This is a genomic window from Microcoleus sp. LAD1_D3 (assembly GCF_036702135.1).
In the GTDB taxonomy this organism is placed as follows: Bacteria; Cyanobacteriota; Cyanobacteriia; order Cyanobacteriales; family Microcoleaceae; genus Microcoleus.
In genome coordinates, this window is sequence record NZ_JAUBSB010000062.1 from 1 (window position 1) to 15,014 (window position 15,014).

Genomic DNA, 15,014 nt, shown 5'->3' on the forward strand with positions numbered 1-15,014 from the left:
TTAAGACTCAGATGTGCATATTTAAATAATGAGATTAAAATGGGTAGGTATGCTTAGTTAAAAAGCGGGATGCTCCCGTTGCAGCATAGCGATCGCCCGCCACATCCATCAAATCATTATGACCCGCCCCATCAACCCAAAAATTCAATTTCGGCTGCTTCGCCGCTGCAAACAACTGCTCTCCATGCCAAAAATGAACCACCTCATCAGCCTTACCATGAATCACCAAAACAGGCGATCGAACTTTGCCAATCTTATCAATATTCACAAACTTGTCAAAGGGTAAAATAGGAATCCGCGTCAACACCCGAAAAGCCGAAACAAAGGAACTTTCAACCACCAAACCGCCGACTTTTTGCCGCGAAGCCAAATCAATAGTCGGCCCACCGCCCACAGAACGCCCGTAAAGAATAATTTGCTTTGCAGGTACTCCCAACTGTTGGGTTAAATAATTATAAGCAGCATCAATATCACGATAAGTATTATACTCAGAAGGCTTTCCCTGGCTCGTGCCGTAACCTTGATAATCATAGGCAAACACAGCAAACCCGCTATCTCGAATCTCTCGGAGTAGCCACAAAATGCTGTCCAAGTCTTCCGCATTTCCGTGACTGTAAAGTATGGTATATTTAGCTTGCGGGTTAGGAAAATGAACAGTAGAAATTTTCACCCCGTTAGCTGAGCTAACTTTGATAACTTCCCTGCTATCACTCTGACTAGATGGGGGAGGTTGAAAAATTAGCCGTTCTGAAAAAAAGAAACCGTAAAAACACAGAAATGCGTAAATAAAAATTATAGATTTCATAAGTCGTTTGACAGAAAATTCTCCGAAAAGCAAGCGTTTAATATTTTTTGTGTTCCACTTAGTCATTACTAAAGGCTCATAGTTGAATAAGATTTAATTAATACTTTTTTATTGCGAGAAAAGACATGGCACTAACATACCCCGATGACCTGAAATACCTAGACACCCACGAATACATCCGACTCGAAGGCGAAATTGCCACGATCGGCATTAGTGCCTTTGCAGTTGACCAACTCGGCGATATCGTGTTTCTAGATTTGCCAGAAGTGGGTGCAGGGTTGGAAAAGGGCGAAGCTTTCGGTACAGTCGAGTCAGTGAAAGCGGTTGAAGACTTGAAAGCACCAGTTACCGGTACAGTCGTAGAACGCAATGATGACATTATAGAGTCTCCCGAAAATTTGGCGGAAGACCCCTATGGCGCTGGGTGGCTGCTGAAAGTGCGCGTTGACAACACCAGCGACGCAGATGACGCTTTCTCGGCCCCGGAGTATCGCAAAATGGTGGAAGGCGAGTAGTTAGGAGTTTTGGGTTTGGAGTGGGAATTTGGGGGTAGGGCTCGTTGATTCTTCCACAATCTGCCAGGGGTTTCAACCCCTGGCTAATAGCACAAGTCGTCTAAAGACGACTGAAATACCAAGCAGTTGGGCGAGGAGTTGCGATAAGTGCGGCTTAATCTACAGTCGTCTTCAGACGACTTTAGCTGTGAGACAGGGGTTTCAACCCCTGTCAGACTTTGATAGACGCAGAAAATCTTCCTGGTTTTCTTAGCAAAATGTTACAAACAAAGAAGCAAAAGTCTATTCAGGAGAATCCGCCTTGGTACTCTACAGCCCTCAACTTGAACCCAACCAGCAGCAAAACCTTTCCCCCATAAATGGTTTTGCGGGCCGGCACATTGGCCCGACACCCAGCGAAATCCAGCAAATGCTCAATGTTTTGGGCATTTCCAGCCTCGATGAGTTGATTGACAAAACGGTTCCAGCGGCGATTCGTATTTCTCAACCCTTACAACTTCCCGCAGCACAAAGCGAGTACAGCGCTTTGGCAGAATTGAAAGAAATTGCTGCAAAAAATCAGGTATTTCGATCGTACATCGGCACTGGATATCACGACTGCATAACTCCCCCCGTCATCCAGCGGAATATCCTAGAAAATCCCGGCTGGTATACAGCTTACACTCCCTACCAAGCCGAAATTGCTCAAGGGCGATTGGAAGCTTTACTGAACTTCCAAACCATGATAATTGACCTCACGGGTTTGGAAATTGCCAACGCTTCTTTGCTGGATGAAGGGACTGCGGCGGCGGAAGCAATGGCGGTAAGTTACGGCGCCAGCAAAAATAAGGCAAAAGCGTTTTTTGTTTCCCAAGATTGTCACCCTCAAACTGTGGAAGTGGTGCAAACTCGCGCTAAGCCTCTGGGAATTGAGGTAATTGTCGGCGACCATCAAAGCTTTGAGTTCGATCGTACAATCTTCGGTGCACTCCTGCAATACCCCGCCACAGACGGCGCAATTTACGACTATACCGATTTTATTCGATCGGCACACGAAGTCGGCGCATTAGTCACAGTAGCCGCCGACATTTTGAGCCTGTGCTTGCTCACACCCCCCGGCGAATTCGGCGCGGATATAGCCGTAGGAAGCACTCAGCGCTTCGGAGTGCCGATGGGATTCGGAGGGCCCCACGCAGCCTATTTCGCCACGCGAGAAGAGTTTAAACGGCAAGTTCCGGGGAGAATTGTCGGCGTTTCTAAAGATGCCAACGGCAAATCTGCTTTACGTTTGGCCTTGCAAACTCGCGAACAACACATCCGCCGCGAAAAAGCAACCAGCAATATTTGTACGGCTCAAGTTTTGCTGGCCGTGATGGCGAGTATGTATGCTGTTTATCACGGCCCGTCTGGACTGAAAGACATTGCTGAGAAAGTATGGAGTTTAACTGCACTTTTGGCCTCCGGTTTAAGAAGTTTCGGATACACAATTGGTTCTCAACATTTCTTCGATACTTTGCGGGTAGAATTGGGAGATAAACCGCTGTCAGAAATTCTAGAATCTGCTAAAGTTCGCAAAATTAATCTCCGAATTTTCGATGATTCGACAGTGGGAATCACTTTAGATGAAACTGTCACCGTTGAAGATGTGCAAGAGTTGTGGAAAATATTTTCACAGGATAAGGATTATATCAGGGCAGACGGGCAGAAGGCTCTCAACATTCCCCTGGATGCAGACGCATTGAGTGGCTATTTGACCTTACCAGATTTTTGCGATCGCACCAGCAGCTATCTCGCCCATCCAGTTTTCAACAGCTACCATTCAGAAACTGAACTTTTGCGCTATTTGCACCGTTTAGAAGCCAAGGATTTATCGCTAAATACATCGATGATTCCCTTGGGTTCTTGCACAATGAAATTGAATGCAACAGCAGAGATGATGCCGGTGACTTGGGCGGAATTTGGCAGGATACATCCCTTTGCACCCCGCGATCAAACTCGCGGCTATCAAATGATGTTCGTGCAACTAGAACAGTGGCTGGCAGAAATCACCGGTTTTGCGGGAATTTCTTTGCAGCCAAACGCTGGTTCCCAAGGCGAATACGCGGGTTTGTTAGTTATTCGCGAATACCACGAACACCGAGGCGAATCTCACCGAAATATCTGTTTGATTCCCCAGTCAGCCCACGGTACAAATCCGGCTAGTGCAGTGATGGCGGGGATGAAAGTAGTTGCTGTAGAGTGCGATTATCAGGGCAATATCGATGTCGCCGATTTACATAAAAAAGCGGAGAAGCACAAAAATGAATTGGCGGCTTTGATGGTGACATATCCATCAACGCACGGCGTTTTTGAGGAAGAGATTAAAGATATTTGCGAGATTGTCCACAACTGCGGTGGACAAGTTTATATGGACGGCGCAAATATGAATGCTCAAGTTGGTTTGTGCCGCCCTGGTGATTTTGGTGCTGATGTTTGTCACTTGAATTTGCACAAAACTTTTTGTATTCCCCACGGCGGCGGCGGGCCGGGAATGGGGCCAATTGGGGTAATGTCTCATTTGGTGCCTTTCTTACCTTCTACTGATGAAGAATTAAAATCTTACCCCCCCCAACGGAGGCGCGAAATATCTCAATCAGTTGGTGCTGTTTCCGCAGCACCTTGGGGAAGTGCTAGCATTTTGCCTATTTCTTGGATGTATATTCGGATGATGGGAGGAGTGGGTTTAACTGAGGCAACAAAAGTAGCAATTCTTAATGCTAATTACATGGCGCAGCGGTTAGCATCTTATTATCCGGTTTTGTACAAAGGGAAAGCTGGTTTGGTGGCGCACGAGTGTATTCTAGATTTGCGATCGCTCAAAAAATCTGCGGCTATTGAAGTCGAAGATATCGCTAAACGTTTGATGGATTACGGCTATCACGCGCCGACGGTTTCTTGGCCGGTCGCTGGTACGGTAATGGTGGAACCGACGGAAAGCGAATCGAAGCAGGAATTAGACCGTTTTTGCGAGGCGATGATTGCGATTCGAGGCGAAATTGCGGAGATTGAAAACGGTAATGTTGACGCGCAAAATAACGTCTTGAAAAATGCGCCGCACACCGCAGAATCTCTGATGGTTGATGAGTGGAATCGTCCTTATACTCGCGCGCAAGCGGCTTATCCGACCTCTTGGACTCGCGAACATAAGTTTTGGCCGGCGGTGGGCCGGATAGATAATGCGTTTGGCGATCGCAATTTTGTCTGTTCTTGTTTGCCAATGGAGGCTTACAGCCAAGGTTAAATAACTCTCTACGGGTGCGAATTAGGCTTTCCATCCCCTCTAGCCCCCCTTCTTAAGGGGGGACAAGAGTTTTCTGTCAAATCGATATAATCCCCGACCCAAAATCGATATGAGTTCTAAAATTACTTTAATTCCCAATGTAAGATTGGCTGATAGTAGTTTTGCAAAAGGACGGGGTTTGATTCACCGGGATTTGAAGCCTGAGAATATTTTTCTGGCGGATGTGGGAGGGAAACAAGTTGCAAAAATAGGGGATTATGGGTTAGCCAAAGCTTTTGACCAAGCGGGTTTAAGCGCTTAAACTCGGACGGTAATGCTGCCGGTACGCCCTGTTTTATGCCACGATAAAAAGTGCTTGATTATAAGTATGCGAAACCAGAGGTTGATGTTTGGGTGGCGGCGGCTTGTTTGTATGTGATGATAACGGGTGAGTTTGCGCGCAATTTGCAGGGTCAAAACCCGTTTGTGGCGGTTTTGCAAAATGATGCGGTGCCGGTGGGCGATCGCACTTCTGCGATTCCTCAACCGCTAGCCACAGTTATCGATCGCGCTTTAATGGACAATCGTGAAATTTATTATAAAAGTGCGGCGGAATTTAAATAAGCCCTATTCCATAGTATATCGTAAATTATGGTTTGACTACCAATAGGTTTTCAGAAACCCGGTTTGTTCAAGAAACCGGGTTTCTTGGTATTCTCAATCTGCCATCACAGACAACACATACTCTCCTTGATTTACTGACTGATTTGTCGAAACATCAAAAATGAAAACATCCGACTCCGCACAAACATCAACCAAACTCGGAAATTCCCCATTCTTATTAAAGCTGAGAATTTGATAAAGCCGATCGCCCTTTTTGACAAAACTCCCCAACTCCACTCGATTTTGAATCATCCCGCCCGCTGGCGCGTAGTATTTGAGCACCGAATTCTTGGGGGTGAAAATAACTTGATGGGCGGCAGTTTCCGGGAGGGGAAATCCATCTATTTTCAATAAACCCTTACTTGCTAAGTAATTTTTGATGCCCCGCAAGCCATTCGCCACCGACTGGGGATTCATTTCCATCCCCGAACCTAATTCTAAAGTCCAAGCTTCCACGTCAAATTTGAGTGAACTTCCCAACTCTGCCAAAATCTTCTCAAGCGCCAGCCAAGGCTTGAGAAACGCCTCGTCAAAAGCATCGCCGTCGTACTCGTTCATCAAGATTGCCCGATCAAGCAAAAAAGCTTTTGCACTCTCCTCGCGGGAATTAAAACAGTAAAGGTAATCTAAACTTTGATTCGTAGAACTGTGCAAATCCAGCACATAGTCAGCATCCAAACACAAAGATTGTAGTTGATATCGGTAAAGTTCGCTGTAGGGGCAGCAACGAGGAGCGTTAATTTTTGCCAACTCTTTCGCAAAACTCAAAGAAATCGCTTTTCTGTAATTAACTTTGACAGTATCGGCATCGAGATGGATGTGAGACTTAGCAAAACCCAGAATATCTTCCTCTTGTTTTTCAAAATCCCAGAAAATCCGGTTCCAATTTACCCCATCATAAAGATTGTACCGACCAGGGGAAAAATGGTGCGATCGCTGACTGACACCTACAGGATTACACACGGGAACTAGCCAAATTTCCCCGCTTAACTGGCTGCTGTCCAAAGACCTTAAAAACTCAATTAATTGGTAAATCACAGCATTACCGCTAATCTCAGCGCCGTGGAGGTTAGATTGGAGATAAGCTTTTTTGCCGGGAATCGCACCTTGGAACTGATAGACTTGCAGTGAAAGCCGATCGCCCGAAGCAAGCTGCACCACAGGAATAGTCGAAATAACAGGAATCATAGACAAGACTCCGAGAGAGGGAACACGTTTAGAAAGGCAGGTGAGACTTGGCAAAACTAATCTTCCCCATTGAAGCATTGATCGGCTTCTAGCTTTTTGGACCGATTAACCAGTAAGTAATCATTTCTCCCCGACCCTTAATAGAAATAGTACCTCTTCGTTCCAGCACATACAGGTCTTTCAAATGAGAATATGTGGTCTCTGTTACCTGAATATAGCCCGGTTTACCGTGAGACTCCATGCGAGAAGCCACATTAACGGCATCTCCCCACAAGTCATAAATAAACTTCTTGATGCCAATCACTCCCGCAATGACGGGACCAGTGTTAATGCCAATCCGTATTTGTAGTGAATTTCCTAAATTGTTAGGTATTGTTTTCATGTAAGCCTGCATTTCTAAAGCCATATCCGCGATCGCCCTGGCATGATCCTCACTGGCGATTGGCAATCCACCCACCACCATATAAGCATCACCAATGGTTTTAATTTTTTCTAGACCGTACTTTTCCGTCAACTCATCAAAAGCCGAAAAAATTTGGTTCAATCCGGCAACTAATTGCATAGGTTCCATTTGGGCTGAGAGACTGGTGAAACCAACAATATCAGCAAAGAGAATCGTCACTTCTTCAAAATGTTCTGTGGGAGATTCTGCCCGTTTCAAGCGCTCGGCAATTGTGGCAGGCAGAATATTAAGTAAAAGCTGTTCCGATCGCTCCTTTTCTTTGCGTAGTTCTGCCGTGCGGATTTCCACTCGATTTTCTAACTCCTCATTAGCTAAGCGTAGGGCTTTTACAGATTCCTTGAGTTTGTCGGTCATGCTGTTGAAAGAATCCGCCACAATAGCAACTTCCTTAATCGAGCCAGCGTCAACTTTTTGGTCGAGATTACCTCTGGCAACTTCTTGAGATGCCTCAGCAAGTTTTAATAATGGGTGAGTAATCCAACGGGCAGTGAGAATACCGATCGCGATCGCGACGAGTAAGGCTATTAAAACTAGCACGATCGTATTTTGGGTGTTTTCATAGATTTGTGCCATAAAATCTGCTTCTGGAATCACCACCGCAATCAGCCAATCAATACCTTTGCCATCCTTGAGGGGGGATACCTGCACGAACTGTCGCTTACCGTTGAGTAGGTAATCGCCTTGTTGCGATCTTTCAATGCGATCGAAGCTGCCAAAATACTGCTGCAAATATTGGGCAGTTTCTCTGACTACGGGTTCTTCGCTTTGAATCGCCATCACCAGCTTGGCATTTTCCCCTTTGCCCACAGTCAGAGGTTCATTGGTGGAGCTAGAAAGCATGGAACCTTTGCGATCCATAATGAAAGCATGACCTGTTTTGCCAATTGCCAGACTAGCTAAAAATTTCCTTAAATCTTCTAAAAGCACCACATCCGTGGCACAAACCCCTAAGATGTTTCCCGTACTGTCGTACACTGGCTCGCTAGCTGTAATCGTGGGCAATCCGCCGGAAAAATCCAGGTAAACCTCACTCCAAATCTGTCGTTTTGCTTCTATGGCGGCAATGTACCAAGGACGTTTGCGCGGATCGTAGGGGCGGCGTTTTTCTAGCAACTGCTGCCGATTGCCCCGACTATCCATAGCATAATAGTAAAAATTGTAGTCGCTCTCTTGATTGCTAACAGACATGACGAGCGTTGCAGAACCTTGATAAAACAGGCGAGATGCCCCCAGATATTGCCCTTGGGAGTCACCGCAGTAGGATGAATCAATAAAGGTAGAAATTTGTATCTGGGTCATAAATTGCTTGGCATTGCTGGCATTAACCATGTCAAAACTATTCTCAGAAAAAGCTGCTCCATTCAACTGATTAAAGTCGTGGGATCTACCTAGATATTTTCTTAATTCTCCATCAATCCGGGCAGTGAGTTCATTGCGTAATTGGGCTGCTAGATCGTTAACCGCTTTTTGACCGCTGCGAAAAGACAAATAACTGACTAAGCCCACAGTTCCAGCGATCTGCAATACAAAGGGCAAAACAAGGGCGATGCGGAGCCGGAACCTGCGATTTTTGATTTTCATCTAAAAAAAAACGTGAAGTTTCTGAGATTTACAGGATTTACGCATAAACCCTATTTATAGGGTGTGCACTGCACACCTTACGCCATAAATAGCGTGTCAAAATACTTGGGGCGTAATTCCTGATTTATATTCTTTGTTAATATCATGCTAGATATAACCCTTTGTTTCACGAACGGCACCTTGGAACTGATAGACTTGCAGTGAAAGCCGATCGCCCGAAGCAAGCTGCACCACAGGAATAGTCGAAATAACAGGAATCATAGAGAAGGAAGTTCGGCAACGGATTCTGTAACGGATGTAACGGATGTCAGGAAGAGGGAAAAGGAAGTGGGAAGAGGGAAGAAGTCAAGCGTGAAGAAGGCAAAATTTTTTTCTTTCTTCTGCCAACTGCCAATTGCCAACTGCCAACTGCCAACTGCCAACTGCCAACAGACTTATTCCTTCATAGCCGATTTGCGGGCGTTGGTCTAAAATCAATACAGTCCTCTGCTGACTTGCTTTGAGCAAGATTTAAGCATACTTATCCTGAAACCTTATAATAATCCTTGTGCAAGACACTGCCCAGAACCGCCCAGAGCTGGATCTGAAGACCATATTTCCCTTCGAGCTAGATAACTTTCAGAGAGAGGCGATCGCCGCCCTCGATGCAGGTAAATCCGTTGTCGTGTGCGCTCCCACAGGCTCTGGGAAAACGTTAATCGGGGAATACGCCATCCATCAAGCACTCGACCGGGGGCGGCGCGTCTTCTATACCACTCCCCTCAAAGCACTCTCTAACCAAAAGCTGCGCGACTTCCGCAGTCAATTTGGAGACGACAACGTAGGTTTGCTGACGGGCGACATCTCCGTCAATCGAGATGCGCCGATTTTGGTGATGACTACCGAAATATTTCGGAATATGCTCTACGGTACGCCGATCGGAGAAGTCGGTACTTCCCTCACCGGAGTCGAAACCGTGGTGCTCGACGAGTGTCACTACATGAACGATCGCCAGCGTGGTACTGTCTGGGAAGAATCCATCATCTACTGTTCGAGCGAAATTCAACTTCTCGCCCTCTCAGCAACCGTTGCCAATAGCGAGCAACTCACAGACTGGATTAACAAAGTCCACGGGCCCACAGAGCTCATCTACTCAGACTTTCGGCCAGTGCCGCTGCAATTCCACTTCGCCAACCAAAAAGGGATATTTCCCCTGCTAGACGACACCGGCAAAAGAGCCAATGTCCGGTTAGTCCCCAAAAAGAAGGGGCAAAAAGTAGAAAGAGGCAGCATTCCCACTCCGAGTTTGACCGATGTTTTATCCCGGTTGGACGATCGAGATATGCTACCAGCAATTTACTTCATCTTCAGCCGTCGCGGGTGCGACCAAGCAGTCGCAGAAGTCGGCAATTTCTCCCTGGTTAACGAAGCCGAAACAGCCGAACTCAAACGCATCATTGACGATTTTTTACAGCGAAACCCAGAAGCAGAACGCTTCGGTCAAAAAGAAGCACTTTTAAAAGGCATTGCCGCCCACCACGCAGGCATTTTGCCCGCTTGGAAAGGCTTGGTAGAAGAACTCTTTGGCAGAGGTTTGATTAAAGTCGTATTTGCCACCGAAACCCTAGCAGCCGGGATTAATATGCCCGCCCGCACCACAGTCATTTCCACCCTGTCCAAGCGCACCGACAAGGGACACCGACTGCTAAACGCTTCAGAATTCCTGCAAATGGCCGGTCGGGCGGGTCGGCGGGGCATGGACAAGCTGGGGCACGTGGTCGCAGTTCAGACGCGCTTTGAAGGCGCAAAAGAAGCCTCGTATTTGGCAACAGCCAAAGCCGACCCCCTCGCCAGTCAGTTTACCCCCAGCTATGGCATGGTGCTGAATTTGCTGCAAACTCACACTCTCGACGAAGCTCAAGAGTTGGTAGAGCGAAGTTTTGGTCAATACCTGTCTACCTTGTACTTGCAGCCGCAGCAAGAAGAATTAGACCGATTGCAAACAGAATTGGCGGTGCTAGAACAGTCCCTGGCGGCCGGAGGAAATGTCTCCACCCTGGAAAAAGAGCTCGCCCATTACGAAAAATTGCAGGCAAGACTCAAAGAAGACAAACGTTTGCTCAAAATTCTATTGCAGCAAGCTGAAGAAGCCAGATTTAAGGAGATGTCCGTAGCTGTGGCTTTTGCAGTGCTCGGCACGGTTCTGAGTCTCAAAGGCAAGCACGTTCCGACAGCCAAACGATCGCACACAAATCCTGTACCCGCCGTATTGGTTGCCAAAACCCCAGGTTCAGGCCAAGCACCAAATTTGGTGTGCTTGGGCAAAGATAACCGCTGGTATGTCGTCGCCATTAGCGATGTCGCTACCCTGCACGCCGAATTACCTCGCTTGAGCGTAGCAGATACCTTGAACCCGCCCCCGGAAATGCCCCTGAGACTCGGCCAGTGCCGCTTGGGAACTGAAGAAACTGCTTCAATTGCTGGCTCGATCCCACAATTGCCGACACCAGAACCGAGCCCAGAGGCGATCGAGCAACAGCAGAAAATCGCAGCCCTAGAAGCTAAGCTAGAAATTCACCCGGTTCTAGAATGGGGCAATCCCGGTACTTTGCTCAAACGCCAGCGCCGCCGGGAAGAATTGAAAAAAGAAATCCGCAAAAGCGAACAAGAGTTAGAAAAGCAACGAGCTCGCTACTGGGAGCAATTTCTCAACTTAATCGACATCTTGCTGAATTTCGGCTGCTTGGAAAGAGTAGTTTCGGCAACTGGAAACCGAGATGACTCCTCCGACAGGTTAGTGCCCACAATCTTGGGCCAAGCTTGCGCCGCCATTCGTGGCGATAACGAACTGTGGCTGGGTTTGTCCCTAATGTCTGCGGAGTTTGACGAACTCGACCCCCACCACCTCGCTGCTGCTTGCGCGGCCTTAGTTACAGAAGTTTCCAGGCCCGACAGTTGGACTCACTACTCGCTGTCGCCGGAAGTTTTGGCACCTTTGGACAATCTGCAAAAAGGCTTGCGTCGCCGATTGTTTCAAGTGCAGTACCGTCATGAAGCTGCAATCCCGATTTGGCTGGAACGGGATTTAGTGACTTTGGTCGAACAGTGGGCTCTGGGTGTTGAATGGCTGGAACTGATTAGCCATACGAGTTTGGATGAAGGGGATGTGGTGCGGATTTTGCGCCGGACTTTGGATTTCTTGTCTCAGATTCCTCATGTTCCTCATGTTTCGGATGCTTTGCGGAGGAATGCTTGTCGGGCGATGCAGTTAATCGATCGATTCCCCGTGAATGAAGCTGCAACTTAGAAAATTGTTGACAGTTGACTGTTGGCTGTTGGCTGTTGACAGTTGACAGTTGACTGTTGACTGTTGGCTGTAAGCTGTGCGGCATCTAAATTGTATTTTTGGTTCTTCAACCCAAATGCACCCAGGTTTTAATTTAAAATCGTTTCCGGTGGCATCGCTATTGTTCAAATGTCCAAACAGTCAACTGTCAACAGTCAACTGTCATGAGGAATAGATCCAGATTTAAATCCAAAATCTAAAATCCAAAATCTAAAATCCAAAATCTAAAATCTAAAATCTAAAATCGCTCGATCGCACTTTTTCCTGATTCAGGTTGCAGGGCAGGATAGAAAATTGTATGGTGCGGATCGATCGCTCTTAATTGTTATTGAATTTTTGTCTAGCGGTGCGCTGGGTAATTCTCATACTTATGATTCAACAAATCAAAAAGCCTCATCAAATGCCTGATGCCTGCTCCCAGGCTAAAAAAATTCGCTTTTTCACTTTCTTGCAAAGAGTCTTAATTGGAATTCTAGCGAGTACATTACTCAATCTCTTCATCCTATTTCCCTCTCCGAGTTTCGCAGAAGTAGTTCTGGGCGTTGTTCGCAGTTCCGAGAATTCTCCCGATTGGGTAAAGATTACCACCCGCCTCTGGGAAAGCGGCATTGCTTACAAACCAATCAATCTGGAAGAAATCAAAAGTACGGCAGATTTAACAGGCGTTAACGTGCTGTTTTTGCCCAACATTGAAACTTTGACTCCGGCGCAAATTAAAGTTTTAGAAGCTTGGGCATCCCAGGGCGGCCGCTTGATTGCTTCGGGCCCAGTCGGTCGCAGTTCCCCGGCCTTGGTGCGCCAATCTTTGCGATCGCTCCTTGGGGCCTATTGGGCTTTTCCGTTAACCCAGCCCGCTACCCCGCAACCGCGCAGCCGCTGTCGGGATCTTGCTTGCACTACTTCTAACAATTGGGTGCCGACTGCACAACAAAATGCTTCTGTCCAAGGCGGTGTCTTGATTCCGGCTGATGCGAACAGTCAAACTATTGCTACTTGGAAAGATAGTTCCGGTTCCTCCGCAGCCATTGCCACGGATCGCGCTACCTATCTCGGCTGGCGCTGGGGTAGCGACGGTTCGGGAAATGTAGATAAGGCTTGGCTGCAAGCCTCGATCGCCCGCTGGGGAGGCACAATCGCTTCCCAGCCTGTAGCGCCGCCCACTGCTGCCGCGACCCCCCTGCCAACTCCCCCTTCCAGAGTCACTAGAAACAGCCCTAGTTTGCCGCGTAGTAACCCGCTGAGCCGAGTTTCTCCATCTGGCTCGCTTCCCGATTCAGTTCCTGCAACTTTTACAGACCCTTCGGATCAGGCGGCGTCGGCGGGTTTGGACGTGCAGCCAAATTCCAATAAGCCGATCGTCAGCATTGAAGCGTACTTGATGCGCCAAGAACTCACTAACCTCCTCGGCCGGTTTGAAAGCGCCCTGACAGCATCTAATTCAGCCAATACCGCCATCAATCTCAATGCTGCTACCTCCCCTCAACTGGTGGCGGCAGAACAGGGCGGAGGCGGCCCGGCAGCCAGCCGCCCCCCTGTTCTACAAGCGATCAGGGGGCGGGCGATCGCCCAAGCGCGGCAGGTTTTGCAAACTTTTGACCAACTCCTGCAAGAGCAAAACTACGCGGAGGCTAGAAAGCAGTGGGTGGAAGCGCGGCAGTTGCTGTGGGAAAATTACCCGAAGGAAGGACAGCGGGTTGGGGCGGAAATTCGGGCGGTTTGGCTCGATCGCGGGACGATCGTCGCAGCGCGATCAGAACAGGGTTTGGCGGCAGTGTTCGATCGACTCGCGGCCGCCGGTATCAATACTGTTTTCTTTGAAACATTGAATGCGGGATATACAATTTATCCCAGTCAAGTTGCACCGCAACAAAATCCCCTGACTGTTGGCTGGGACCCGCTGGCATCTGCGGTTAAATTAGCTCACGAGCGAGGCATGGAACTGCACGCTTGGGTTTGGGTTTTTGCCACAGGAAATAAGCGCCACAATACTTTAATTGGCAAGCCTAGTTCTTATCCGGGTCCCGTGCTTTCCGCTCATCCACAGTGGGCAAATATTGACAATAAAGGACGCACACAAAATCCTAACGATGGCAAATTTTATCTCGATCCGGCGAACCCGGAAGCGCGTAATTATTTGCTACAAATTGTCAGCGAAATTGCCAACAACTACAAAGTAGATGGGGTACAATTAGACTATATTCGCTATCCTTTTCAAGATGACAATGCGAATTTTACTTACGGTTACGGTATTGCTGCGAGGCAGCAATTTAGGCAGTTAACTGGTGCAGATCCGGTGAACATTTCGCCGAGTTCCGGCAGTTTGTGGCGGCAGTGGGTTGAGTTTAAAACTAATCAAATTAATAGTTTTGTAGCTGACGTTTCTCAGCTTTTGTGGCAGAATTATCCGCGCACAATTCTGTCGGTGGCGGTGTTTCCCCACCCGGAAAGTCAGCGGATTTACAAAATTCAGCAAAATTGGGAAGTTTGGGCTCGTCAGGGCATTGTAGATTTGATTGTGCCGATGACTTATGCTTTGGATACGAACCGACTTCAGCGCATCACCGAACCGCTGGTAAATGAACAAATTCTGGGTTCGGCTTTGATTTCTCCGTCGGTTAAGTTGTTGACTCTCCCGGAAGTTGTGGCGATCGACCAAATTCAAGCTTTGCGCGATTTGCCGACAGGGGGCTATGCTATTTTTGCGGTGGAAAGTATCAGCAGCGGGATGCAGGGGTTTTTTAACCGCACTCAAGGCCCGCCAGTGCGCTCCACTTCTGCAGCGGAGCCGATTCCTTACCGACAGCCGTTTGCGGCGGCGGCTTCGCGGTATACTGCTCTCAAGCAGGAATGGAGTTTTTTGTTGGCTAACAATCAGTTGCGGATGTCGGAATCTGAACTGAAAGTTTTGCAAAGTCGAGCCGATGAATTGGCGCAAGCTTTGAGCAAATTGGCGGCAAATCCTTCTACGGAAAGTTTAGCAACTGCTAAAAGATTGTTAAGGAGTTTTCAATCTCAATTTCAATCTTCGATGCGCTTGCATTCTGCAGAAAATAGCTATCAAGTTCAAACTTGGCAAAATCGTTTGGAGAGTTTGGATATGCTGTTACGTTACGGCGAAAGGATGGAGTTGAATCGCAGGTAAATGCAGCTTTTTGGGCTGAGTTATTGTGTAGCTACTCTTGGTTCAAACTGAGATGTTGCACTATTCTTAATATCCCTTCTCTGGGCGGGCTCTC

General features: G+C 47.6%; 10 protein-coding genes. 6 read left to right on the forward strand and 4 right to left on the reverse strand.

Annotation, left to right across the window (positions count from 1 at the left end; translation table 11 throughout):
• Nucleotides 1-34: 34 nt before the first annotated feature.
• On the reverse strand, nt 35-871 hold the full coding sequence (locus QUA74_RS24675; RefSeq protein ID WP_333334371.1) for an alpha/beta hydrolase: 837 nt from the start codon (nt 869-871) through the stop codon (nt 35-37).
• Nucleotides 872-930: 59 nt separating this feature from the next.
• Between QUA74_RS24675 and gcvH the strand changes: the two genes are divergently transcribed.
• The 4 genes from gcvH (at nt 931) to QUA74_RS24695 (ending at nt 5,182) form a co-directional block, all read left to right on the forward strand.
• On the forward strand, nt 931-1,320 hold the full coding sequence (gene gcvH, locus QUA74_RS24680) for a glycine cleavage system protein GcvH (RefSeq protein ID WP_333163397.1): 390 nt from the start codon (nt 931-933) through the stop codon (nt 1,318-1,320).
• 301 nt (nt 1,321-1,621) lie between these two features.
• Nucleotides 1,622-4,579: an aminomethyl-transferring glycine dehydrogenase gene (gene gcvP / locus QUA74_RS24685; RefSeq protein WP_333334373.1), complete on the forward strand. Its 2,958-nt coding sequence runs from the start codon at nt 1,622-1,624 to the stop codon at nt 4,577-4,579.
• A 109-nt stretch (nt 4,580-4,688) separates the two neighbouring features.
• The gene (locus tag QUA74_RS24690; protein ID WP_333334375.1) at nt 4,689-4,880 is read left to right on the forward strand and encodes a protein kinase domain-containing protein; all 192 of its coding nucleotides are present in this window, start codon (nt 4,689-4,691) and stop codon (nt 4,878-4,880) included.
• Between the two features lie 50 nt (nt 4,881-4,930).
• Nucleotides 4,931-5,182 (forward strand): hypothetical protein, encoded by a 252-nt coding sequence (locus tag QUA74_RS24695; RefSeq protein ID WP_333334377.1) that lies wholly within the window; start codon nt 4,931-4,933, stop codon nt 5,180-5,182.
• 93 nt (nt 5,183-5,275) lie between these two features.
• Here QUA74_RS24695 and QUA74_RS24700 read toward each other — a convergent pair whose 3' ends face one another.
• The 3 genes from QUA74_RS24700 to QUA74_RS24710 form a co-directional block, all read right to left on the reverse strand.
• Nucleotides 5,276-6,409, reverse strand: a complete 1,134-nt coding sequence (locus QUA74_RS24700) for a succinylglutamate desuccinylase/aspartoacylase family protein (RefSeq protein WP_333334379.1) — start codon at nt 6,407-6,409, stop codon at nt 5,276-5,278.
• A gap of 88 nt (nt 6,410-6,497) precedes the next feature.
• Nucleotides 6,498-8,453, reverse strand: a complete 1,956-nt coding sequence (locus QUA74_RS24705; RefSeq protein WP_333334381.1) for an adenylate/guanylate cyclase domain-containing protein — start codon at nt 8,451-8,453, stop codon at nt 6,498-6,500.
• A 345-nt stretch (nt 8,454-8,798) separates the two neighbouring features.
• Nucleotides 8,799-8,960: a hypothetical protein gene (locus QUA74_RS24710; protein WP_333334383.1), complete on the reverse strand. Its 162-nt coding sequence runs from the start codon at nt 8,958-8,960 to the stop codon at nt 8,799-8,801.
• A gap of 40 nt (nt 8,961-9,000) precedes the next feature.
• Between QUA74_RS24710 and QUA74_RS24715 the strand changes: the two genes are divergently transcribed.
• A complete protein-coding gene (locus QUA74_RS24715; RefSeq protein WP_333334385.1) occupies nt 9,001-11,739 on the forward strand; it encodes a DEAD/DEAH box helicase in 2,739 nt (912 codons plus the stop codon).
• A 439-nt stretch (nt 11,740-12,178) separates the two neighbouring features.
• Nucleotides 12,179-14,920 carry a family 10 glycosylhydrolase gene (locus tag QUA74_RS24720; RefSeq protein WP_445302173.1) on the forward strand — a complete coding sequence of 914 codons (2,742 nt, stop codon included), beginning with the start codon at nt 12,179-12,181 and terminating at the stop codon, nt 14,918-14,920.
• The last annotated feature ends 94 nt before the right edge of the window (nt 14,921-15,014 follow it).